The organism is Streptomyces sp. NPDC003691 (assembly GCF_053981115.1).
In genome coordinates this window covers 21381-44881 of record NZ_JBSFNQ010000034.1, presented here as the reverse complement: position 1 = coordinate 44881, position 23501 = coordinate 21381, and the positions used below count along the sequence as shown (strand labels likewise).

Sequence of the window (23501 nt, the reverse complement as noted above, 5' to 3'; positions counted from 1 at the left end):
GAGTGGTGCGGTCATGAGCACCGAAGCCCCGCGGTGGACCCCGGGCGGCCCGACCGGTCTCGGTACGGCGGACCTGTTTCCGGTACGCCGGGACGAGCCGCCCCGGTCCGGGTCCGCCGAGGCCCCGGACCGGGTCCCGCTGCCCGGCCCGCCCGCGGCGGTCCCCGGGGCCCGGCTCCCGGCCGGCCCCGGAGTCCCGCTTCCGGCGGACCCCGGCGGCCCGGCCGCCGGGCCGCCGGAGCCCGGCAACCCCGTGCCCGGCCTCTACCACCACCCGGTCGCCGCCCCGGACCGGGAACGGGCCGCCGAGGTCGACCGGCGGATCAAGACCTGGGCGATCGACGAGATCGAGCTGTATCCCCCCGAATGGGAGGAGCAGTTCGAGGGCTTCCGGGTGGGGACGTACATGACCGTCTGCCACCCCGACGCCCCCTCCGTCGACCATCTGATGGCCGCGGCCAGGCTGATGGTCGCCGAGAACGCCGTCGACGACTACTACTGCGAGGACCACGGAGGCTCGCCCGTCGGACTCGGCGGACGGCTGCTGCTGGCCCATACCGCGCTCGACCCGCTGCACACCACCGGCGAGTACGGGCCCCGCTGGGCGGAGTCGCTCCGGTCGGACGCCCCGCGGCGGGCCTACCGCTCCGCCATGGAGCACTTCCTGGAACTGGCCACCCCGTCCCAGGCCGACCGGTTCCGGCACGATATGGCCCGGCTCCACCTCGGCTATCTCGCCGAAGGCGCCTGGGACCAGACGGACCATGTACCGGAGGTCTGGGAGTACCTGGCCATGCGGCAGTTCAACAACTTCCGCCCCTGCCCGACCATCACCGACACCGTCGGCGGCTACGAACTCCCCGCCGACCTCCAGGCCCGGCCGGCGCTCCAGCGGGTCATCGCACTCGCCTCCAACGCCACCACCATCGTCAACGACCTCTACTCCTATATGAAGGAGCTGGACAGCCCGGGCCGGCACCTCAACCTGCCCGTGGTGATCGCCGAGCGCGAGAGCCGGACGGACCGCGAGGGCTATCTGAAGGCCGTCGAGGTCCACAACGAGCTGATGCACGCCTTCGAGGCCGAGGCCGCCGCGCTGGCCGCCGCCTTCCCGGTCCCGGTCCTGACGCGCTTCCTGCGCGGCGTGGCCGTCTGGGTGGACGGCAACCACCACTGGCACAGCAGCAACACCTACCGCTACCGCCTGCCGGACTTCTGGTAAGGCCGACTCCCGCCAGGGAAGGGAAACCGTCTTTGTCTCCGTCCGACACCACCACCGTCCACAACGCCGTCACCATCCCCGCACCGGCGACGCCCTACCAGGGTGAGATCGCCCGCTACTGGGACCAGGAGGCCAGACCCGTCAATCTGCGCCTCGGTGACGTCGACGGCCTCTACCACCACCACTACGGCATCGGCGACGTCGACCACGCGGCCCTCGGGGCGCCCGGCGCCGCCGACCGGGAGGAGAGGCTGATCGCGGAGCTCCACCGGCTGGAGTCCGCCCAGACCGATGTCCTCCTCGACCACCTCGGCCCGGTACAGCAGGACGACCTGCTGGTCGACGCCGGCTGCGGCCGCGGCGGCTCCATGGTCATGGCCCACCAGCGCTTCGGCTGCTCCGTCGAGGGCGTCACGCTCTCGGTCAAGCAGGCCGACTTCGCCAACCGGCGGGCCAAGGAACTGGGCATCGAGGACTCCGTCCGGGCCCGGGTCTGCAACATGCTGAACACGCCGTTCGCCACGGGACAGGCCGCGGCCTCGTGGAACAACGAGTCCAGCATGTACGTCGACCTCCAGGACCTGTTCGCCGAGCACTCCCGGATCCTGGCGTCCGGCGGCCGCTACGTCACCATCACCGGCTGCTGGAACCCCGTCCACGGCCAGCCCTCGAAATGGGTCTCCCAGATCAACGCCCACTTCGAGTGCAATATCCACTCCCGCCGCGAGTACCTGCGGGCCATGGCGGACAACCGGCTGGTGCCGCAGGCGGTCGTCGACCTGACGCCGGCCACCCTGCCGTACTGGGAGCTGCGGGCCACCTCGTCGCTGACCACGGGCATCGAGGAGGCGTTCATCAACTCGTACAAGGACGGCTCCTTCCAGTACCTGCTGATCGCGGCCGACCGCGTCTGAGTGAGGGCCGTACCGTCCGTGCGGTACGGAGGGAGGCGGTCCGCACCCGAGTCGGTCGGGTACGGGCCGCCTCCCCGCGTCCGGGGCCGGGGCCGGGCGGACCGGTGTCCCGCCCGGCGAGGCCGGACCGCCGTCCCGCCCGCCGCGCCTCCCCGCGTCCTGGCACGTCCGGCCCGGGTGTGAGGATGCCGGTATGACGAGCAGCCATCTCTCCCGTATCCCCGCCCCGGAGGGCGTGCACCCCGCGACCGCGTACACCCATGTCGTCACCGGCACCGGACGGTGGGTCGCCGTCTCGGGACAGCTCGCCCTCGACACCGAGGGCAGGCTGGTGGGCCCCGGGGATCCGCTGGCCCAGGCCCGCCAGGTCTTCGCCAATCTGGGGCGCTGCCTGGCCGCCGCGGGCGCCGGTTTCGACGATGTGGTCCGGCTGACCTACTACATGGCGGACGTCGCCCATCTGAAGGAGGTCGCCGTCGCACGGGGCGAGGTGATGGACCCGGCGCGGCTTCCGGCGTCGTCCGCGTTCCAGGTCGTCTCGCTGGTGTCGCCCGAGTTCCTGATGGAGATCGAGGCCGACGCGATCGTCCCCGCCGACCGGGAGCTGCCCGGAGACCGGTGAGACCCCGCGCCGAAGCTGCGGAACCATGGCCGCCGTATCAAGGAGCTATGAACACTCCATGGCGCCGGAAAGGCCGCAAAGAGGCTGTTCGCCGGGCGAAAGGCATGAACCAGCCAGTCATTTGAAGGGCATTTGCCCGATTCTTTCTGGTCCGGGAATTCCTCCGGAGCGTTGACGTAAATCCGGGTCGGCGGCACGCTCCTCCGCATGCCCAGGACCGAACCGACCGCGCTGACCCTCCTCCGCCGCACGCACGAGGCGCAGGTGGTCGAGGTGCTGCGCCGGCGCGGCGCGGTCAGCCGCGCCGAACTGGCACGGCACACCGGGCTGTCCCGTACCGCGCTGTCGTCCATCACCGGGGCCCTGATCGACCGGGCGGTCGTCGTCGCCGGTCCGGCCCCGGCCGAGGGCATACGCGGCCGGGGCAGGCCCGTCGAACTGCTCCGGCTCCATCCGGCCACCGGCCGCTGCGCCGGTGTCGACCTGGGCCGGGGCCGGATCCGCGCGGTCGTCGCCAACGCGGCCCACGAGATCGTCGCCTCCGGTGCCCGGGCCTGCCCGCCCGACGCCCCGTGGGAGCTGCGCGCCGAGACCGCGCTGGAACTCCTGGACGAACTCCTCGACGGCTCCGCGGCCGGACTCGAAGGCATCGGGGCCGGTCTGGTGGGACCGGTCAGCGAATCCGCCGGACGGGCCCGGACCGTGGTACGGCTTCTCCGCGAGCGCTACGGCGTACCCGTTCTGGTCGACAACAACACCCGGCTCGCGGCGCTCGCCGAAGCCGTGCACGGCGCCGGGGCCGGTGCCCGGCACGCCGTGTACGTCCATCTCTCGCACGGCGTCGGCGGCGGACTCGTCGTCGACGGGCGGCTGCTGGACGGCGCCGGCGGTACGGCGGGGGAGATCGGCCACATCACCGCCGCGCCCGGCGGGCCGCGCTGCCGCTGCGGCAACCACGGCTGCCTGGAGCTGTACGCCTCACTGCCCGCGCTGACGGCGGCCGGGGGCCCCGGTGACGATGCCGCCGTGGCCCGCGCGGGCCGGCTGACCGGCCGGGTGCTCGCCGGAGTCTGCACCACGGTCAACCCCGAGCTGCTGATCGTCGGCGGGGAACTCGCCGCGCTGGGCCCGCGGTTGCTCGCCCCGCTGGAGTTCGAACTGCGGGCCCGCACCCTGCCCGCCGCCCTGGCGGGGCTGCGGGTGGTCACCGCACGGCTGGGCGACGAGGGCGGAGCGCTCGGCGCGGTCGCGCTGATCCGCCAGGAGGCGCCGGTACCGGCCGTCCACGGCGGGGCCGCGGGTATCGGGGCGCCGCTCGCCGCGTGTACCGGGCCGGACCACTCCGGCTGACTTCTCCCGTACCTGTACCTGTACCTGTATCCGTACGCGACCGGCGGCGCGCGTCCCCTTCGGGGGACGGCCCCGGGGGCGGACCGCGGGAACCCGGCCTTCCGGGAACGGGCCCTCGCGGTCCGGCACCGGCCGTGCGGCCCGCCGGGTCCGGGTGGCCGAGGCACTGGCGGCCCGCCCGTGGCCGGGCCCGTACCACCGCCGCAGTGGCCGTGGTCGTGGTGCTCGGTGGTGCCGCGGTACTCCGCGACCTGCTGTGACCTGTCGCGACCTGCCGTGCCCTGCTGTGACCTGTCCCGTCCTGTCGTTCGCGCCGAAGCCGAAGCCGAAGCCGAAGCCGAAGCCGAAGCCGAAGCGACGCCGGTGCCGCGGTGTCCGTCCGTACCCCTTCCTCCGTCCCGTACGCCCGACTCCGTACGCCCACTCAGTACGTCCCAGGACCCCTAGGCGGCCTTCCATGCCACAAACCACCTCGCCACCCGCACCGCCCGAGCCCGCGGCCCGGCGGCAGCGGGCCCTCCGGTTCCGGGGGCCGGTGACGGCCGCCCGGCTGACCGGAGCCTTCTCCGTCGCCGCCGGGATCGGCCTCTGGCAGCTCGCCGCCGCGCTGGGTACGGCCGGTGTCCCGGGCCCCGGGCCGGTGGCCGCGCGCGCCGCCGAACTCCTCGCCGACGGCACCCTGACGGCGGACGCCGTCGCCTCGGTGCGCCGGGTGCTCACCGGCTGGTCGCTCGGTACCGCCGCGGCGATCCCGGTGGGTGCCCTGATGGGCTGGTATCCGGCGGCCCGGGCGCTGCTGGAGCCCTGGGTGCAGTTCTTCCGGGTGGTGCCGCCCCTCGCGATCATCCCGCTGACGATCGTGCTGCTCGGCATCGACGAGCCCGCGAAGATCACGGTGATTTTCCTCGCGGCCTTCCTCTCCACCGTGGTCTCCGTCTTCCAGGGAGTCGTCGCGGTGGACCGGACCCTGGTCGACGCGGCCCGGGTGCTGGGGGCCCGGGACCCCGGCATCTTCGTCCGGGTCGTGGTCCCGGCGACCGTGCCGTTTCTCTTCGTCGGGGCCCGAGTCGGGTTGGGCGCCGCCTGGTCGACGCTCGTCGCCGCCGAACTCATCGCCGCCCAGCAGGGCCTGGGCTACCGGATGCAGCAGGCCCAGCTCTACTACGACCTCGAAACGATCTTCGTGGGAATTGTGGCGATCGGCACCCTCGGGCTGCTGATGGACCGACTGCTGATCGCCGCCGAACGCCGGGCCACGGTCTGGCAGGAGAGGAGGCCGGTATGACCACCACCGGAACCCCCGCCGAACCGGCCGCCGGAGTCCCGGCCCCGGCCGAACCGACCGCCGGAGCCCCGGACCCGGCTCCGGCGGGAGCGCCCGCCGGGACGCGGAGCCGGCCGGTCCGCGAACCGGCCGGGGCGGTGCCGGAGGCGCCCGCCGCGACCCCGCCGCCCCTGATCTCCTTCCGGGACACGACCCGTCACTTCCCGGGCCCCGACGGCGGGTTCACCGCCCTCGACGGCGTCGGCCTCGATGTCGCCGAGGGCGAGTTCACCGTGCTCGTCGGCCCGTCCGGCTGCGGCAAGTCGACCCTCCTCGGCATTGCGGCGGGGCTCGTCGAGCCGAGTCGCGGGGAGGTACGGGTCGACGGCCGCCCGGTGCGCCGCCCGGGCCCCGACCGTGGCATGGTCTTCCAGCAGTACGCCCTCTTCCCCTGGCTCACCGTCCGCGGAAACGTCGAGTTCGGGCTGCGTACCGCCCGGCTGCCCCGGGCCGAACGCCGACGCGTCGCCCAGCATTTCATCGACCTGGTCGGCCTCACCGACTTCGCGGACGCCCTGCCGAAGACCCTGTCCGGCGGGATGCGGCAGCGCTGTGCCATCGCCCGCGCCTACGCCGCCGGGCCCCGGGTGCTGCTGATGGACGAGCCGTTCGGCGCGCTCGACTCACTGACCAGGTCGCGGCTCCAGGAGCAGTTGCTGGAGATGTGGGAGCGGGAGCGCAGGACCGTCCTCTTCGTCACCCACGACGTCGACGAGGCCGTGTTCCTCGCCGACCGGGTGGTCGTCATGGCCGCCCGGCCCGGCCGGATCCACCGGACCGTCGATATCGCCCTGCCCCGCCCCCGTACCGCCGCCACCCGGCTGACCGGCGACTTCACCGAACTGCGGACCGAAATCTGGCGCGCCGTCCACGAGCAGTGAACGCCCCGCCGCCCCCGGTCTCCCGGCCGCCCGCCACTCGCCCGCCCGCCTTCCGTACCACCGCCGGTCCTTCCGCCGGCCGTCCCGTGTCCACCGTGTCCTTGGAGCCCCGAGAAACCATGTCGTCATCGCATCCCGGCCGCAGTCCGCGGCCCCGCCCGGCCGTCCGCCGTACCGCCGTCCGTACCGTCCCCGCCCGCCGCGCCTTCGCCGCGGCCGCGGTCCTCGCCGTCCTTGCCGTCTCCGGCTGCACCGCTGCCTCCGCCGACGGGGACGACGGCGGCCGGTCCGTCGACTTCGGCTACATCGCCGACTACAACCAGGCCGGGCTGCTGGCCGTCGCCCGGGAGCGCGGCCTCTGGAAGGAGCACGGCATCCGCGCCACGTACAAGGTCTTCACCGACGGCCCCACCCAGATCACCGCCCTGGGCGCGGGCGACCTCGACTTCGGCACCATCGGCCCTGGTGCCGCCTGGCTGCCCGCGTCGGGCCGGGCCACCGTCGTCGCCGTCAACCAGCTCGGCCGCGCGGACCGGGTCGTCGCCCTGCCCGGCCGGGGCATCTCCCGTACCGCCGATCTGAAGGGCAAGCGCGTCGCGGTCCCCGAAGGCACCTCCGGCGACATGATCCTCGGACTCGCCCTGGACCGGGCCGGACTCTCCCGCAAGGACGTCGAGATCGTGCCCATGGCCCCGGCCACCGCGGTCGCCGCCCTGGCCTCGCGCCAAGTGGACGCCGCCGCACTCTGGTACCCGCTGCTGGCGACCGTGGAGCAGCGGATCCCCGGACTGGTCCGGCTCGCCCAGAGCGCCGACTTCGCCGCCGAGTTCGCCTTCCCCAGCTCCGTCGTCGCCGTCCCCGGCGCCGTGACGAAGGACCGCGAGCTGGTCGAGGACGTCGTCCGGGTCCTCCAGAAGGCCAACGACTTCCGGCATGCCAATCCGGGGAAGACGATCGACATCACCGCCCGCTTCCTCCGCCTCGACCGCGACGCGGTGGCCGCCGACGCCCGCAACACCCAGCCGCTGTCCACGGCCGAACTGACCACCGCAAGCCGGAACGGCACCGTGACCCGCTGGTTCACCGCCCTCCAGGGCTTCTTCGTCCGCGCGGGCAAACTGGACGCCCCGGTACCCGTGGAGAAGTTCTACGCCGGTGACCTCTACACCCGGGCGGCGGCCCGGTGAACGGCCTGGTGAACAGCCCCGTGACACGCCCCGCCGACGGTGCTCCCCGGCGCAACATCCTCTTCCTGATGACCGACCAGCACCGTACGGACACCCTCGGCGCCTACGGTGCCACCGGCGGACACACTCCCCATCTCGACCGGCTCGCCGCCTCCGGCACCCGGCTCGACCGCTTCTACACCCCCACGTCCATCTGCACCCCGGCCCGCGCCAGCCTGCTCACCGGCTACGCCCCCTTCCGCCACCGCCTGCTCGCCAACTACGAGCGGAACGTGGGCTTTGCCGAGGACCTCGCCGACGACCAGTTCACCTTCACCACCCCGCTCGCGGCGGCGGGTTACCGGCTGGGCCTGATCGGCAAATGGCATACCGGAGTGCGCCGTCTCCCGGCCGACTTCGGATTCGAGGGCCCGTATCTGCCCGGCTGGCACAACCCCGTCACCCACCCCGACTACCTGGACTACCTCGAAGAGCACGGTCTGCCGCCGTACGCGATCACGGATCCGGTCCGGACCCGGCTCCCCGGCGGCGGCCCCGGACCGCTGCTGGCGGCCCGGCTGCGCCAGCCCCCGGAAGCGACCTTCGAGCACTATCTGGCGACCCGGGCCATCGAACTCCTGCGCCGCTGGGCCGCCGCCGACGCGGACGGCGGCGGTCCGGCCCGGCCCTTCTTCCTCGCCACCCACTTCTTCGGCCCCCATCTGCCCTATCTGCTTCCTGATGCCTACTACGACCTGATCGACCCGGCGACCGTACGGCTCCCCGAATCCCTCGCCGAGACCTTCGAGAACAAGCCCCCGGTCCAGCGCAACTACAGCGCCCTGTGGGGACACGACACGCTCACGGAGGACGAGTACCGGAAGCTGATCGCCGCGTACCACGGCTATGTCTCCCTGATCGACCATCAGATCGGCCGGATCCGGGCCGCCGTCACCGAGCTGGGGCTCGACGAATCGACGGCGGTCCTGTTCACGGCCGACCACGGCGAGTTCACCGGCTCCCACCGGATGCACGACAAGGGTCCGGCGATGTACGAGGACGTCTACCGCATCCCCGGACTGCTCCGGATCCCCGGCGCACCCGGGGGAGTGGTCCGCCGGGAGTTCGCCGGCCTCACCGACCTCACCGCGACCGTTCTCGACCTCGCGGGCTGCGATCCGGCGCCCGCCGTCGACGGCCGCAGCCTGCTGCCGCTCACCGGCGGCGGCCCGGCGCCCGCGGACTGGCCGCGGGAGGTGGTCGGCGAGTTCCACGGCCATCACTTCCCCTATCCGCAGCGGATGCTCCGGGACGACCGCTTCAAGATCGTCGTCAATCCCGAGTCCCTGTGTGAGCTGTACGACCTCGACCACGACCCCCATGAACTCCGCAATGCCTGGGACGATCCGGCGCTCCGCGGCGACCGTGACCGGCTGGTCCGGACGCTGTACCGGCTGCTGGTCGCGCGGGGGGACAACTTCCACCACTGGATGGCGGCCGTGCTCGACACCGGGGCCCCGGCCGGTGACACCTCCCTCGGCTCCTTCGAATCCTCCGGCACCCCCGCGGAGGGCCCGGACCCTGCCCCGGCGGCCCCCGCCCCGGATCCCGCCGTACCGGTCGACGGAGCAGCCACCGGTCAGCCACCCGCCCCGGCCCCCGTCCCGGATGCCCCCGTCCCGGATCCCGCCGTACCGGAGAACGCCTCGTCCCGCGCCCCCGCCCCGGAGCCCGCCCCCGTGCCGGAGCCCGCCCCCGTCCCGGACTCCGTGCCGGACCCCGCCCGCCCGCCGACCGCCCCGGAAGGACTCCGTACCCATGTCTCCTGAGCCCAGCGACCCCGCCCCCGCCCCCGGCGCCCTCCCGAAGCGCCGGACCCTGCTGAGAACGGCCGCGGGCACCGCTGCCGTGGCCGCCGTCGCGGCGGGGGCCGGCGCGGCCCCGGCCGCCGCCCACGACCGCCCCCGCGGACCCCGCCGCCGCAGATCGGTCGGACCGCTGCCGGTGGCCGGGACCACCGTCGTCTGGTGGTCGTCCGACGAGCATCCGGACCCCGCGTCCGGCCCGGTCGCCTTCGCCGCCGCGGAGCTGGCCCGCTATCTGGAACGCATCACCGGACGCCGGCCGGCCACCCACCGCGCGGTGCGGCCGGGCCGGGGCGTGGCGCTGCTGCCCCCGTCCGCCGGGACCACGGTCCCCGCCGCCCTCGCCGCCGCCGGGGAGACGCTGCTCGCCGGGCGCGGCGAGGAGGCGCACGCCGTCGTCGTCGGCGCGACGGGCGCACTCGCGGCCGGACACGGACCGCGGGCGGTGCTCTACGCCGTCTACGCACTCCTCGAACGTGCCGGGGTCCGGTTCTTCGCCCCCGCCTTCCCCGCCTATCAGGGCCGTGCCGAGCGCATACCGCGCGATCCCGGCCTGGTCCTGTCCGGCACCCCCGGCACGGTCGAGGAACCCGCCTGGACCTGGCGGCGCAAGTACGTCGAGGAGGGCACCAGCCACACCGCCGAAGGGCTGGTCCTGCTGCTCGACTGGATGGCGAAGAACCGGCTCAACACCCTTGTCCACCCCTCCGACTACAACCACTGGGGCGTGATCACCTGGGACCGGGTCCGGGCGGCCGTGGCCCCGGAGGCAGCCCGCCGCGGCATCGTCGTCGAGGTCGGCGGCCACGGCTACGAGAGCTTCCTGCCCCGCGAGCGGTACCCCGCCTACTACACCGGCGGCGCGAGCGTCTTCGACGTCCACAACCCCGACGCCCTCGACGCCTATGTCCGGGCCGTCGTCGCCCATCTGACCGCCCGCCCCGAGATCGCCGTCTTCGACGCCTGGCCCCCGGACACGGCGACCTGGCCCGCCGCGGCGGTCACCGCCTTCGGGACGGTCGCCAACGCCGAGGCACATGTGGTGAACACCCTGCGCGCCGCGCTGGCCACCGCCCTGCCCGGGGTCCGGGTCGAACGCATCGCCTACGGGGCCGCGATCGCCCCGCCCACCCCCGGCCACGGTTTCCACCCCGAGGTGCTGATCGATTTCGCCCCGTACGAACGCAACTACCTGCACGCCCTGGACGATCCGGCCTCCGGCACCAACGCCCCGCGCGCGGAGCTGCTGCGGTCCTGGTCCGAGGCCGCCGAGGGGCCCCTCGCGGTCTACGACTACAACCGCCGCTACCGCTGGCGGTCGCTGCCGGTCAGACCGCTCGGAATCCTGGCCGCCGACGCCCGCTTCTACGCCTCCCTCGGCATCGACGGCCTCGGCTCCTACGCCGAGCCCGCCGACTGGCTGCCCTTCGAGGCGGTCCATCTCTACTCGGCGCGGCTCGCCCGCGACCCGGCGACCGGCCCGGACCAGTGGCTGGCCGGATATCTGGCCGACCGGTTCGGCCCGGCCGCCGGACATCTCGCCGAGTACTACGCCCGGACCACGGCCGACCCCGACGGATTCTCCGCACCCGCCTACGCGGCGGCCGCGGAAACCGGCTACCGGGCCGCCGCGGCGGCGCTCGACCGGGCCCTGACCGTGCTCGCCGGACGGGAGGAGTACCCGGTCGCCGCGCTGCTCAGGTCCCATACCGACCTGGCGCTCGCCGATGTGGCGATCACCACGGCACCGACCGCCCCCGCCCGCACGGCGGCCCGCGCCGCCTACCGGACCCTGCTGGAGGAGCGCCGCTTCCGGGGGCTGGCCCTCCAGGACATCCGGTCCGTCCAGCGCTGGGGCGGCACCCTCGCGCACCGCGACGGACACGCCGCCTACCGGCTCCCCGCCCATGCCGCCCCGGTCGAGAACGGGGTGACCGTCGCCCGTGGCGGCTCCGCCACCGTACGGCTGCGGGCCCAGGACGTCGACTGGCGCGGACATACCGTGACCTGGAGCGCGACCGCGCCCGCCGGGCTGGTCCCGGCCCGGACATCCGGGGTCCTCGCGCCCGCCGGGGCGGTGGATGCCGTCCACCGGCTGGTCCTCACCGCCTCCACCGCCCTGGCCCCCGGAAACCACACCGTCACCTTCGCCTTCCGGACCGAGGACGGCATCGCCCTGCCCGCCGCGCGGCTCACGGTGACCGTGTCCTGAGGGCCGGGGACCCGGGGCGGAACCCAGGGGTGCCGGGCGGGCCGCCTTCGAAGGTGATGTGCGGCTCACCCGGCACCCCTTGAATCATGGGTGGATCAGGTGGTTAGCATATGAGCGCCACCTAGCTCGAAAGAGAAGTGCCTGTGACTGCCATTGAGGATTCGTTCACCAACTGGAAGCACCGTGAGGAGATCGCCGAGTCGATGATCCCGATCATCGGGAAGCTGCAGCGCGAGCGGGACGTCACCGTCCTGCTGCACAGCCGCTCCCTGGTGAACAAGTCGGTGGTCAGCATCCTCAAGACCCACAGGTTCGCCCGGCAGATCGCGGGCGAGGAGCTTTCGGTCACCGAGACCATGCCGTTCCTCGAAGCGCTGACCGCGCTCGACCTCGGCCCCTCCCAGATCGACCTCGGCATGCTCGCGGCCACCTACCGGGCCGACGACCGCGGACTCTCCGTCGCCGACTTCACCGCCGAGGCGGTCGCCGGAGCCACCGGCGCCAACAAGATCGACCGCCGTGAGTCCCGCGATGTTGTCCTCTACGGCTTCGGCCGGATCGGCCGGCTGGTCGCCCGGCTGCTGATCGAGAAGGCCGGCTCCGGCAACGGCCTGCGGCTGCGCGCCATCGTCGTCCGCCGCGGCGCCGGACAGGACATCGTCAAGCGCGCCTCGCTGCTGCGCCGCGACTCGATCCACGGCCAGTTCCAGGGCACGATCACCGTCGACGAAGCCAATGAGACGATCGTCGCCAACGGCAACGAGATCAAGGTGATCTACTCCGACGACCCGACCACGGTCGACTACACGGAGTACGGCATCAAGGACGCCATCCTCATCGACAACACCGGCCGCTGGCGCGACCGCGAGGGGCTCTCCAAGCACCTCCGCCCCGGTATCGCCAAGGTCGTCCTGACCGCCCCGGCCAAGGGTGACGTCCCCAATGTCGTGCACGGCGTCAACCACGACATGATCAAGCCGGACGAGCAGATCATCTCCTGCGCCTCCTGCACCACCAACGCCATCGTGCCGCCGCTGAAGGCGATGGCCGAGGAGTACGGCGTGCTCCGCGGGCACGTCGAGACGGTCCACTCGTTCACCAACGACCAGAACCTGCTGGACAACTACCACAAGTCCGACCGGCGCGGCCGCTCCGCGCCGCTCAATATGGTGATCACCGAGACCGGGGCCGCCTCGGCCGTCGCCAAGGCGCTGCCCGACCTCGAGGCCCGGATCACCGGCAGCTCCATCCGGGTCCCCGTACCGGACGTGTCCATCGCCATCCTCAGCCTGCGGCTGGAGCGCGAGACCACCCGCGAGGAGGTCCTCGACTACCTCCGCGAGGTGTCGCTGACCTCGCCGCTGAAGCGCCAGATCGACTTCACCACGGCGCCCGACGCGGTCTCCAGCGACTTCATCGGCTCGCGCCACGCGTCGATCGTCGACGCCGGGGCCACCAAGGTCGAGGGCGACGACGCGATCCTCTACCTCTGGTACGACAACGAGTTCGGCTACTCCTGCCAGGTCATCCGGGTCGTCCAGCATGTCTCCGGGGTGGAGTACCCGACCTTCCCCGCACCGGTCGCCTGATCCCGCGACCCCGCGTTGACCGGGGCCGTCCCGGGGAGCACAGCCGGCTCCCCGGGACGGCCCCCGCCGTATGCCGTACGGCTCCGGCCCGCCGTACGGCACCACGGTTCGGCCGCCGGGCCCGGCCCTGTGCACGGCCCCGCGATGCGCTCGTACGGCTCCGGCCCGGCGTACCGCCCCGCCGTACGGCTCCGGGCCCGGGCTAGCTTTCGGCCGGCCGGGGCCCCGGCAGTGCGGGCCCGGCCGTACGGCGGTCCGGAGCCCGGTCGCGGGCGGGGAGCGCCGCCATCGCCGCGGGCTCCAGCCACGACAGGACCGTGGTCAGCACCCGCATCGTCCGGGCCAGATCCTCCCGGCCGACGATCAGCTCGATCTCCCGCTGGAGGCCGGAGATCACCGCGAACACCTCTCCCTCCAGCTCCCGGCCGGCCCCGGTGAGGGTGATCACCTGGCGCCGGCCGTCGGTCGGATCGGGGGAGCGGGCCACCAGACCGGCCCGCTCCAGATCGCCGATCAGCAGGGTGCCCGAGGGCCGGGCCAGCGCCAGCGAGGTGACGAAGTCGTGCTGGAGCATCCGCCCGTCCGGGGTGCGCCAGAGCCGGACCAGCGCGGCGGCCTGGGCGTAGGTCACGCCGTGCGGCCGCAGCGCCGCCGACAGCCGGTCCTGGACGAGCCGGGAGGTCAGCGTCAGCAGCCCGCTGAGATGGTTCTCGGATCCGAGGAACGCGTCGGTGCGGTTCTCCACCCGGCTCAGGCTACCTTCCTGCGGGCCCGCCAACTGGCGGACTGGCTGTGCCGCTCGACCATCACCACGTCCTCGCAGCCGAGTTCGGCCAGCAGCTTCGGATGGTCCGTACGCGAGTACTCCAGCATGAACGGCTCCACGTTGTTGCGGACCATGCCCTCGCGCTGCCGCCAGTCCCGCTCGTTCTCCGGGATCGCCCAGTCGAAGAAGCCGAGGAAACCGCCCGGGGCGCAGACCCGCACCATCTCGGCGACCGTCCGCCGGATCTGGTAGGCGGGCATCTCGTGCAGCAGATGCGACTCGTGGACCACGTCGAAGCTGCCGTCGTCGAAGGCCGACAGGTCACCGGCGTCCATATGGTAGAAGCTGACGTTCCGGATCCCCAGCTCCTTCGCCCGCCGCCGGGCCCACCGCAGCACCGAGGGCGACAGGTCCACTCCGATCACCTCGGCGTCCGGGAAGACCTGGGCGTAGACGAAGGCCGTCGCGCCCGTCCCGGCGCCCACCTCCAGGATCCGCCGCGGCCGCACCCCCCGGTCCAGTACCTGGCTCTCCACCCACCAGCGGATCTGCTCCCGCTTGCCGAGGGGGAAGTCCTCCGCCATCCGCTCCAGCCGGTAGCCCATGGAGGGATGCATCCAGTGCAGACCGTTCATATGGTGCACCGGATTGGCGATGTAGTACGCGGGGAAGTCGGCCGGCCGCCGCTGCCCCGGGGCCAGCAGATCCGACAGATCGCCCGGTCCGGTCGCCTTCGGGGCCCGGCGCATCTCCCAGCGGATCACCGCCCGGGAGAGCTTGGGGTGCTTCTTCGCCAGCCTCAGCGAGAGCAGGGTGGGCCGCCAGCCGTCCGGCAGTGGCGGGCGGGGCCGGGCCGGGGGCGGCGCGCCCTGCTGGTTCGCGGTCTCAGGCATCGGTCGCCTCCGGGTCGGGGACGTACTTCGGGGATTCCGGGTAGCGGGGGGTGTCCGGGTCTTCGAGGTTGTGCTCCGCGATACAGCGCTCGTTGGGCGCCTGGAGCTTGATGATGTTCCGGTCGGGGTCGAGGAGGGTGAGCAGCCTGCCGTACTGCCCGTTGAACTCGGGGGTGAAGTACGGCACCTGCATGGCCCGCAGATGCGTCCGGACCGCGTCCAGGTCGTCGACCTGGTAGGTGACGGAGACCGGGGTGTCCCAGACGTCCGCCGGCCGCTCCTTGGGCACGCCCCGGCCGGTGATCTCGACGCGGCGGTTGTCCGGGCCGACCAGGACGGCCATCCGGAAGGGGCGGTCCGGCACCCGGATGGGGATGTCGAACTCCAGCTTGAAACCGAGGACGTTGCGGTACCAGCGGACCGCGCGCGGCTGGTCCACGGCGCGGATGGTGATCATGCTGGTCCGCCAGAGCACGGCGGGGGCGCTCTGGTCGGGTTCCCGGGTCAGCCAGACCGGTGTGCCGACCGGGTCCTCGGGCGGGGCGGCGACGGGGACCCCGGGGCCGCTCATGCGTCCGCCGCCCGGTGTTGTGCCGCCGCGGCCCGGTGGGTGGCCTCCGGCCCCAGGTAGTCCGCGGCCAGCGGGGTGAGGATCCGGTCGAAGTACGCGTCCCGTTCGGCCCGCCAGGCGCCCGCCGCCTCGTCGGGCACCACATAGGCCTCCGCGGCCCCGGCCGGCAGGGTGCCGTGGTCGGTGAGCAGTTGTTCCAGGACCCGGATCCTGTCCCGCTGGACATAGATCTCGCCCGCCAGGGCCAGCACCATGCCGAGGAGTTTGTCGACGGCGGGGTCCTCGAAGAAGACCATCTGGCCGTCCGTGATGCCTGCGGGGTTCTTCATACCGGCTTCCTTCCCGTGACCAGGCGCCAGCCGCCGGCCCGGGCCCGGCGCGGGTCCGGGGGAGCGGCGGAGCCGTACGCCTTCTTGTCCCCGTGCCGGAACGCGTCGACCACGGTGGTGGCGACCTCCGTATAGCCCGCGTCCACGAGGGGCTTCTCCAGATCGGCCCTGAAGAAGTCGGACATGAACGGCTCGTTGTTGATGTGGGCGTGCCAATCCATCATGAACAGGCCGTAGGTGGTGGGCAGTTCGCCCGCCGTGTAGATCGCGAACCGGCCGCCGGGCGCCAGCAGCCGGAAGCTCTCCCGGACGATGGCCGCGATATGGTCCGCGGGCATCTCGTGGAAGATCATCGTCGAGGTGGCCAGCTCGAAGGAGCCGCTCTCGAAACCGGTGTCGGCCGCGTCCTTCTGGACGAAGCGGATCGGCAGCCCCCGCTCCTCGGCCTTGAGATGGGCCCACTTCAGGAAGGGCGCGGCCAGGTCGACCCCGATGACCTCGGCGCCGGGGAAGGTCTCGGCCAGCCCGAAGGTCCCGTCCCCGGTGCCGCAGCCCAGGTCGATGATCCGCCGGTAGTCGCCGCGGGGCAGCGCCTCCGTCTTGGCCCGGTGGATGGAGCCCACGTTCTCCAGTCCGGCGAAGTGGATCCGGGTCCCGAAGTCGTAGACCGGCCCGTCCAGATCGTCCTGCCAGTAGCCGCCCTTCTCCAGGTGGTAGTCGGTGTCGGCGTAGTACGCGGGCATCGGCAGGTCCGGGTCCAGCTCGGGGCCGTCGCCGGCGGCCATCCGCTCCGTCAGCTCCGCCCGGCGGGCCTCGATATAGGCATGGGTGCCGTGCGGGCCGTACTTCATCAGCAGCTGGGTGTGCCGCTGGAGGTACATGAAGTACCGGAAGAGCGCGGAGTCCTCGATGACCTCGCCGATCTCGGTGGTCTCCTCGGGGGTGCGGCCGTCGTGCCCGGCGGACCAGTCCGCGGCGCGGGCGTCGAAGAGGTCGAGCAGCGGATGGTGCAGCTTGGCCCAGCCGATCCGCAGGCCGAGGTAGAAGTCGAGATAGGCGCGTTCGGTGCCCGTGACGGGCTCGTCGTTCAGTCCCAGCATGGGGGTCCTTTCGCAGATGGTGCGGTGCTGTGCTGCGGAGGGAGGGGGTCAGCCTCCGATGCGGATACCGCGGAGGTTGAGCCGGCCGAGCGTCAGGGCCTTCTCGTCGACCCCGCTGATCTCGGCCCGGGTGGCCATCAGCAGTTCCGGATAGACGGGCGGCAGTTCGATCGCGTTCTCGGTGAGGGCGCGGTTGAGGCGGGCGGCGATCCGGGCGCGCTCGGCCTCCGGCGCGGTGCCGAAGAGCCGGACGAAGTCCCGGTCGTAGGCGGCGTCGCGGTAGCCCGGGTTCTGCCGGGAAGCGCCGCGGTAGACGGTGAACTGGGAGAGCGGCATCACTCCGCCGACCAGGCCGTACTCCTGCACGGTGAGGGACATGTCGTAGTCCCGGACCAGCCAGCGGCGGTTCCAGTTCGCCGGGTCGGCGACGTCCAGGCTCACCTTGAGCCCCAGCCTGCCCCAGTTCTCGGCCAGTACCTGGGCGATGTCGCGGGCGGCGCCGCTGGTCGACACCATGATCCGGAAGGTGGTGCCGCGGGGGATCCCGGAGCGGGTGAGGAGTTCGGCGGCCCGGTCCAGATCGGCCCGTTCCGGATAGGGCCGGTACTCCGGCTCGTGACCGGTGACCAGGGGGCCGAGGGGGCCCTGCGCGGTGCGGGCCCGGCCGTGGAAGACGGCTTCCCGCACCCCTTCGCGGTCCATGCCGAAGGCCAGGGCGCGCCGGAAGTCGGGCCGGTCGAAGGGGCGGCGGGTCAGGTTCATCATGGCCCGTACGCCGCCGGTGCCCTGGACCGCGTGCAGCCGCAGCGAGCCGTCGCGGCGGATACCGGCGACATCGACGGGCTGTACCCCGGTGGCGATATGGATCCGGCCCTCGCGCAGATTGACCAGCCGGGTGGACGGATCCGGTACGGAGGTCATCTCGATCGCCCGCAGGGCGGGCTTGCCGCCCCAGTAGCCGTCGAAGCGGACCAGCCGCATGGACTGCCCGGTGACGACCTTGTCCACCCGGAACGGTCCGGTGGCCACCAGCTCGGCCTTCTCGGCCATGAAGTCCTTGTGGCTGACCGGGATCCGGGCCAGCTGGTCGGGCAGGATGCCGTACGGCATGCGCAGCTCGATCCGGACGGTCGTCGGGTCGACCACGACGGCCTGTTTGAACCAGGGCGACAGCAGCGAGAGGAACTGGCTCTTGCCCCGGCTGCCGGGGATGAAGTTCAGCCCGGCGGCGACGTGTTCGGCGGTCAGCTCGTCCCCGTTGTGGAAGCGGACCCCCTGGCGGAGCCGTACGGTCCAGGAGACCCCGCCGGGTCCGGCCTCCGGCAGGGCGGCGGCGAGCTGGGGCACCAGCTTCCCGGTGCTGTCGTGGGTACAGAGGGCGTCGGTGGCGGGCTCGGTGACCCAGCGGACGTTCTGCGAGTTGGAGTAGAGGGGCGCGTAGCCGACGGGGATCTCGAAGAGTCCGACGGACAGGGTGCCGGAACCGGATGCGCTGCCGCCGGCGTCGGGGTCGCTGCATGCGGCGACGGCGGCTCCGGCGGCGAGTGCCGAGGCAGTCCGCAGCAGATCGCGGCGGCTGGGACGGCGGTTGGGGCCGATGGTTCTCCTGGTGGTGGACGGTGTCATGACGGGCTCCTGTTCGGTGTCGGCGGCCGTCAGGCGGTCAGCGGGCAGGCGGCGGTGTGGCCGGGGGCGACGGAGCGGGCGGCGGGTCGGTCCCCGGCGCAGTCGTCGACGGCGTGCGGGCAGCGGGTGCGGAAGCGGCAGCCGCTGGGCGGGTCGACCGCGGACGGTACGTCCCCGGTGAGCGGCAGCAGGGTCCGGCGGCGCCGCGGATCGGGCACCGGGACGCTGTCCAGCAGCGACCGGGTGTAGGGGTGGGCGGGCCGGTCGAAGACGGCGTCGGCGTCGCCGGACTCCACGACGTGCCCCAGATACATCACCAGGACCTCGTCGGCGAGCAGCCGGGCCACGTCGATCTCGTGGGTGATCAGCAGATAGGTCAGCCCGAGGTCGTCGCGGAGGTCGCAGAGCAGATTGACCAGTCCGGCCTTGACGCTGACGTCGAGGCTGGCCGTCGGCTCGTCGAGGACGAGGACCCGGGGTTCGGCGGCCAGCGCCCGGGCGATGGTGACCCGCTGGAGCTCGCCGCCGGAGACATCGGCCGGATAGCGGTCCAGGAACTCGGGCGGCAGGGAGGTCAGCTCCAGCAGTTCCCGGATCCGGGCGGCGCGCCCCCGGGCGTCGAGGTCGCGGCGGTGGATGCGCAGCGGCTGGTCGAGGGCGTGCCCGATGGTCTTCCGCCGGTTCAGCGCGGACCAGGGGTTCTGGGCGACGAGCTGGATCCGCCGCTCCCCGGCGACGGTGATGGTGCCGGAGGTGGGGTGGAGCAGCCCGAGGAGGAGTTTGGCGACGGTGGACTTCCCGCAGCCGGACTCGCCGATCACGGCCAGGGTGCGGCCGCCGTCGATCCGGAAGGCTACGTCGTCGACGGCGTGGACGGTACGGATGCCCCGGCCGCGCCGCAGGGGGCGGCCGTGGCCCCGGAGGGTGAAGTGCTTGGTGAGGCCGGTGGCCTCGACGACGGTGGTCATGCCGCGTCCTCCTCGGCGTGGTGGCAGCGGACCAGGGAGCCGGCGACCGTGCGGAGTTCGGGGACCCGTTCGCCGCAGACGGTGTCCGCGCGCGGGCAGCGGGGCGCGAAGGCGCAGCCGGGGAGCCGGTTGGCGCCGGCCGCCGAGCCCTCGATCACCTTGATGCGGTGCCCCCGGGTGTAGCGGCTGGGCAGGGCCCGCAGCAGTGCCCGGGTGTAGGGGTGGCGGGGCGAGTCGAAGAGTTCCTCGACCGGCGCGCTCTCCACCAGCCGTCCCGCGTACATCACCCCGGCCCGGTCGCAGACCTGGGCGATCACCCCGAGGTCGTGGCTGACGAACACGATGCCGATGCCGAGCCGGTCCCGCAGGTCCAGCAGCAGCCGCAGCACCTGGGCCTGGACGGTGGCGTCCAGGGTGGTGGTGGGCTCGTCGGCGAGGAGCAGCGCGGGGCGGCGGGCCAGCGCGGCGAGCATGATCAGCAGCCGCTGGAGCTGGCCGCCGGAGAATTCGAAGGGGTAGCCGTCGAGCCGTTCGGCGACGGCCCGCAGGCCGACCTGGTCGAGGAGTTCGGTGACCTCCGCCGGATCGCGGTCGCCGAGGAACCAGCGCAACTGCTTGCGCAGCGGGGTGACCGGGCTGAGGGAGGTCATGGGGCGCTGCGGTACGAGTCCGATGCCGGTGCCGCGGATCTCCCGCAGCCCGGCGGTGTCGAGCCGCAGCAGATCGGTGCCCCGGAACCGCAGGGCGGAGGCGTCGGTGACGGCGACGGACGGCAGCAGTTGCATGATCGCGGAGAGGACGGTGCTCTTTCCGCTGCCGGATTCGCCGACCAGACCGAAGATCTCCCCGGGGGCGAGTTCGAAGGAGACGTCCCGGACCGCGGGCACCCGGCCCCGGGAGGTGTCGAAGACGACGCTGAGGTCCCGGACTTCCAGCAGTGGCGCGGTACGCCCCGGCTCGCGGGGGCCGCCGTCGGGCAGGGCCTCGGTCCCGGCCGGGGACCCGGCCGTGGCGCCGGTCCCGTTCCGGGGGCCGGGGGCGTACCCGGACCGGCCCGTGCTCCTCTTCATCAGCGCTCCCCTCGGTCGAGCAGATCGTTGGCGCCGTCGCCGAGCAGGCCGAAGCCGACGGTGGCGACGAGCAGGACGAGACCGGGCATGACGCAGTACCACCAGGCGCCGGCCATCAGATAGCGGGTGGCGTCGGCGATGACCCCGCCGAGCGTCGGGGTCGGCGGCTGCACCCCCACCCCGAGGAAGCCCAGGGCGCCCTCCGCGAAGACCGCGACCGCCATCCAGAGACAGCTCTGCACGATGACCGGCGGCAACACGTTGACCAGGAGTTCGTTGCCGATGATCCGGCGGCGCGGGACACCCAGCAGCCGGAGCGCGGAGATGTAGTCCTCCTGGACCTCGGCGAGGGTCGCGGCCCGGGCGACCCGGGCGAAGTAGGGCGTCGCGGCGATCGCGATCAGCAGCACGATCTTTCCCGCCGCGCCGATCTCGACCGGGCCGAGATGGAAGGAGGTGACCCCGGTGATCCCGAGCACGACCATGGCGAAGACGAACAGCGGTACGGTCTGGATCGCCTCGAAGACCCGCATGATCAGCTCATCGGGCCAGCGCCCGGCGCAGTAGCCCGCGGCGATCCCCAGCGGCAGGGCGACCAGCAGCCCGATGCCGACGCTGAACACGGCCACCAGGACCGAGACCCGGGCCCCGGACGCGACCCGGGACAGCAGATCGCGGCCGAGGTGGTCGGTGCCGAACCAGTGGGCGGCGGACGGGCCTTCGAGCGGCGCTCCGGTGCGGGCCAGCGGATCGGGGGTGAACAGCGGCCCGAAGGCCGCGAAGAGCAGATAGCCGGTGACGAGGGCGACCCCGAGCAGGGTCAGCGGTTTGATGTGGCGGCCCTGGACGGTGACGCGCCGCCGGGGCCGGGACCGGACGCGGATACGTGGCTGGGAGATGGTCGTCATGGCTCAGGTACCTGCGAATTTCTGCCGTACGCGAGGGTTGAGCGCCGCGTAGAGGATGTCGACGATCAGATTGGCGAGCAGGAAGAACACCGCGAGGGCGAGCGTGGCGCCGACCGCCAGGGGATAGTCCTGGCGGCGGATGCCGTCGACCAGCAGCCGCCCCATACCGGGCAGGTTGAAGAGGTTCTCGATCAGGACCGAGCCGCTGAGCATGACCCCGACGAGCTGCCCGACGACCGCGGTGGTGGGCAGCAGGGAGTTGCGGAAGGCGAGCGAGTGGTGGATGCGCCGTTCGGAGAGGCCCATGGCATGGCCGAAGCGGACGTAGTCGGTACGGACGGCTTCGAGCATGGAGACCCGCAGGGTGCTCGCGGTGACCCCGAAGGTGCCCAGCCCCAGGACGAACGCGGGCAGCACCAGGGCCCGCAGATGGCCCATCGGGTCCTCGCCGAAGCCGACCCAGCCGCTGGACGGCAGCACTCCCGGCACATAGAGCCCGAAGAGCAGGATCAGCAGGGCGCCGAGCCAGAAGCTGGGGACGGCGATGGAGAGATTGCCGATCACCCGTACGGCCGCGTCCGCGGCGGTGTCGCGGCGGGCCGCCGCGTACCGGCCGGCGAGCAGGGCCAGCGGAATCCAGAACACCAGCGAGACGGCGGTCAGTTCCAGGGTGACCGGCAGCCGGAGCATCAGCTCGTGGACCACCGGATCCCCGGTGAAGATGGAGTCCCCGAGATCCCCGGTGAGGATCCGGCCCAGCTCCGCCGCGTACTGGACGAACAGCGGCCGGTCGAGCCCCAGCTCCCGCTCCACCTGGGCGATCTCGGCCTCGGTGGCGTCGGCCCCGACGATCAGATAGGCCGGGCTGCCCGGCGCCATCCGCATCAGGAAGAAGACCAGGGTCAGGACGATGAGGAGGACCACCGCCATGGCGGCCGCCCGGCGCAGTACATGGCCTGCCAACGGAACCTCCCTTCCAGGGCCGGGCCGCTCACCGCGGGCCGGGTGCGGACGGTGTCTGCTTGCTCGTGTAGTGGTCCCGGAAGACCCGGTAGGCGGCGACCAGCTCCGGATCGTGCTCTTCCGAGCCCTCGGGCCGCAGCAGCCCGAACCGGAACACGCCCTCGCCCCGTTCGTTGTGGACCATCACCCAGTACTCGGGCTTGCCCGAGTGCCGGCCCGGGCCCTCGCCGAACTCCAGCCGCCAGCGGGTCCGCCGGGAGAAGTGCAGCTCCGGGCCTTCGAAGTAGTTGACGTACCGCTCGCTGACCTGCCAGTCGGTGAAGTGGACCTTCGCCTCCGCCATGGCCTCCCCGGTGCTGCCGCCGAAGACGGCGAGATGCACCCGGCCGAGCCGCCGCAGATCGAAGAGGAAGTCGACGATGTTGACCACCGGGGTGATCGCCTCGAAGGCCGCCGCCGGCGCGAGTTCGCCGCCCAGCACCTCCACGGCCCGGCCCGTCTGGTCATGACGGCCGACCAGCTCCGCGACGACCGCCGCCACATCGGCGCGGGTCACCTTCCCCCGGTCCAGTCCCTCGCCCAGGACGACCCGCCCGGTGGGCTCCTCGTCGGTGAGTCCGCCCGGCCGCAGCACGCTCCACTCCAGTCCGCTGCCCGCCAGATGGGTCTCCGCCTTGGCTTTGATCTCCAGATAGGGGCGGAGGAACTCCGGGGCGCGCTCCGGGGCGTCGGTGCCCTTCGAAGTGACCAGGACGAAACGTTTCACCCCCTGGCGTACACAGGCGTCGATCAGGGCGCAGCAGCCGGTGTTGTCGAGCCGCTCGGCCCCCTCCACCGAACCCCCGCCCGGCCCGGCCAGCCAGATCACCGCACCGGCCCCGGCGACCGCCCGGTCCAGCTCCCCGGGGCTCGCCCCGGCCAGATCGCAGCGGTGCGCCTCGGCGCCGGGCACCGGTCCTTCGGAACGGGTCAGCGCGCGGGTGGCGTGCCCGGCGGCGGTGAGCAGCGGGATCAGCCTGCGGCCGGTACGGCCGGTGGCTCCCGCGAGGACGATCAGCATGGTGACTACTCCAGGTCCGGTGATCCGGGTACGGGTGTGGTGCCGTGGTGCGTGAAGCCGTGTCACGGCGGGGTACTGAGAGGTGGCTCCGGGGCGTTCGGT

21 protein-coding genes are annotated in these 23501 nt (G+C 72.8%); 10 read left to right on the top strand and 11 right to left on the bottom strand.

The genetic code is table 11. The features are described from left to right. Positions 1–13: 13 nt before the first annotated feature. The 10 genes from ACWDR0_RS17975 to ACWDR0_RS17930 all read left to right on the top strand — a co-directional run bounded on the left by ACWDR0_RS17975 (position 14) and on the right by ACWDR0_RS17930 (position 13145). Positions 14–1222: a family 2 encapsulin nanocompartment cargo protein terpene cyclase gene (locus tag ACWDR0_RS17975; protein WP_456352652.1), complete on the top strand. Its 1209-nt coding sequence runs from the start codon at positions 14–16 to the stop codon at positions 1220–1222. Positions 1223–1254: 32 nt separating this feature from the next. After that, positions 1255–2136, top strand: coding sequence for a geranyl diphosphate 2-C-methyltransferase (locus ACWDR0_RS17970; protein ID WP_456352651.1), 882 nt, complete (start codon positions 1255–1257; stop codon positions 2134–2136). 193 nt (positions 2137–2329) lie between these two features. Further along, complete coding sequence (locus tag ACWDR0_RS17965; protein ID WP_456352650.1) at positions 2330–2758, top strand: RidA family protein; 429 nt, start codon at positions 2330–2332, stop codon at positions 2756–2758. A 207-nt stretch (positions 2759–2965) separates the two neighbouring features. After that, a complete protein-coding gene (locus ACWDR0_RS17960) occupies positions 2966–4108 on the top strand; it encodes an ROK family protein (protein WP_456352649.1) in 1143 nt (380 codons plus the stop codon). A gap of 457 nt (positions 4109–4565) precedes the next feature. Beyond that, a complete protein-coding gene (locus ACWDR0_RS17955; protein WP_456352648.1) occupies positions 4566–5393 on the top strand; it encodes an ABC transporter permease in 828 nt (275 codons plus the stop codon). Continuing rightward, on the top strand, positions 5390–6313 hold the full coding sequence (locus ACWDR0_RS17950) for an ABC transporter ATP-binding protein (RefSeq protein WP_456352647.1): 924 nt from the start codon (positions 5390–5392) through the stop codon (positions 6311–6313). Before ACWDR0_RS17955 ends, ACWDR0_RS17950 begins: the two co-directional genes overlap by 4 nt. 119 nt (positions 6314–6432) lie before the next feature. After that, positions 6433–7500 carry an aliphatic sulfonate ABC transporter substrate-binding protein gene (locus tag ACWDR0_RS17945; protein WP_456352646.1) on the top strand — a complete coding sequence of 356 codons (1068 nt, stop codon included), beginning with the start codon at positions 6433–6435 and terminating at the stop codon, positions 7498–7500. Between the two features lie 68 nt (positions 7501–7568). Beyond that, positions 7569–9308 (top strand): sulfatase-like hydrolase/transferase, encoded by a 1740-nt coding sequence (locus tag ACWDR0_RS17940; protein ID WP_456352645.1) that lies wholly within the window; start codon positions 7569–7571, stop codon positions 9306–9308. Beyond that, positions 9298–11556, top strand: a complete 2259-nt coding sequence (locus ACWDR0_RS17935) for a DUF4838 domain-containing protein (RefSeq protein ID WP_456352644.1) — start codon at positions 9298–9300, stop codon at positions 11554–11556. The genes ACWDR0_RS17940 and ACWDR0_RS17935 overlap by 11 nt, the downstream gene beginning before the upstream one ends. 143 nt (positions 11557–11699) lie before the next feature. Next, positions 11700–13145, top strand: coding sequence for a glyceraldehyde-3-phosphate dehydrogenase (locus ACWDR0_RS17930; protein ID WP_456352643.1), 1446 nt, complete (start codon positions 11700–11702; stop codon positions 13143–13145). A gap of 202 nt (positions 13146–13347) precedes the next feature. Here the strand turns inward: ACWDR0_RS17930 and ACWDR0_RS17925 are convergent, their stop codons facing one another. Genes ACWDR0_RS17925 through ACWDR0_RS17875 form a run of 11 tightly spaced genes read right to left on the bottom strand, consistent with a single transcriptional unit; the run spans position 13348 to position 23399 of the window. Then, on the bottom strand, positions 13348–13890 hold the full coding sequence (locus ACWDR0_RS17925) for a MarR family winged helix-turn-helix transcriptional regulator (protein ID WP_456352642.1): 543 nt from the start codon (positions 13888–13890) through the stop codon (positions 13348–13350). A gap of 5 nt (positions 13891–13895) precedes the next feature. Next, complete coding sequence (locus ACWDR0_RS17920) at positions 13896–14804, bottom strand: class I SAM-dependent methyltransferase (RefSeq protein ID WP_456352641.1); 909 nt, start codon at positions 14802–14804, stop codon at positions 13896–13898. Next, positions 14797–15375: a VOC family protein gene (locus ACWDR0_RS17915; protein WP_456352640.1), complete on the bottom strand. Its 579-nt coding sequence runs from the start codon at positions 15373–15375 to the stop codon at positions 14797–14799. Before ACWDR0_RS17915 ends, ACWDR0_RS17920 begins: the two co-directional genes overlap by 8 nt. Then, positions 15372–15704, bottom strand: coding sequence for a hypothetical protein (locus tag ACWDR0_RS17910; protein WP_456352639.1), 333 nt, complete (start codon positions 15702–15704; stop codon positions 15372–15374). The genes ACWDR0_RS17915 and ACWDR0_RS17910 overlap by 4 nt, the downstream gene beginning before the upstream one ends. After that, the gene (locus ACWDR0_RS17905) at positions 15701–16804 is read right to left on the bottom strand and encodes a class I SAM-dependent methyltransferase (RefSeq protein WP_456352638.1); all 1104 of its coding nucleotides are present in this window, start codon (positions 16802–16804) and stop codon (positions 15701–15703) included. The genes ACWDR0_RS17910 and ACWDR0_RS17905 overlap by 4 nt, the downstream gene beginning before the upstream one ends. A 48-nt stretch (positions 16805–16852) precedes the next feature. Beyond that, a complete protein-coding gene (locus ACWDR0_RS17900; RefSeq protein ID WP_456352637.1) occupies positions 16853–18430 on the bottom strand; it encodes an ABC transporter substrate-binding protein in 1578 nt (525 codons plus the stop codon). A 29-nt stretch (positions 18431–18459) separates the two neighbouring features. After that, on the bottom strand, positions 18460–19398 hold the full coding sequence (locus ACWDR0_RS17895) for an oligopeptide/dipeptide ABC transporter ATP-binding protein (protein ID WP_456352636.1): 939 nt from the start codon (positions 19396–19398) through the stop codon (positions 18460–18462). Then, positions 19395–20468 carry an ABC transporter ATP-binding protein gene (locus tag ACWDR0_RS17890; RefSeq protein WP_456352635.1) on the bottom strand — a complete coding sequence of 358 codons (1074 nt, stop codon included), beginning with the start codon at positions 20466–20468 and terminating at the stop codon, positions 19395–19397. The genes ACWDR0_RS17895 and ACWDR0_RS17890 overlap by 4 nt, the downstream gene beginning before the upstream one ends. Continuing rightward, complete coding sequence (locus ACWDR0_RS17885) at positions 20468–21376, bottom strand: ABC transporter permease (protein ID WP_456352634.1); 909 nt, start codon at positions 21374–21376, stop codon at positions 20468–20470. Before ACWDR0_RS17885 ends, ACWDR0_RS17890 begins: the two co-directional genes overlap by 1 nt. Positions 21377–21379: 3 nt before the next feature. Further along, the gene (locus ACWDR0_RS17880; protein WP_456352633.1) at positions 21380–22339 is read right to left on the bottom strand and encodes an ABC transporter permease; all 960 of its coding nucleotides are present in this window, start codon (positions 22337–22339) and stop codon (positions 21380–21382) included. Between the two features lie 28 nt (positions 22340–22367). Next, positions 22368–23399 (bottom strand): SDR family oxidoreductase, encoded by a 1032-nt coding sequence (locus tag ACWDR0_RS17875; protein ID WP_456352632.1) that lies wholly within the window; start codon positions 23397–23399, stop codon positions 22368–22370. Positions 23400–23501: the final 102 nt, after the last annotated feature.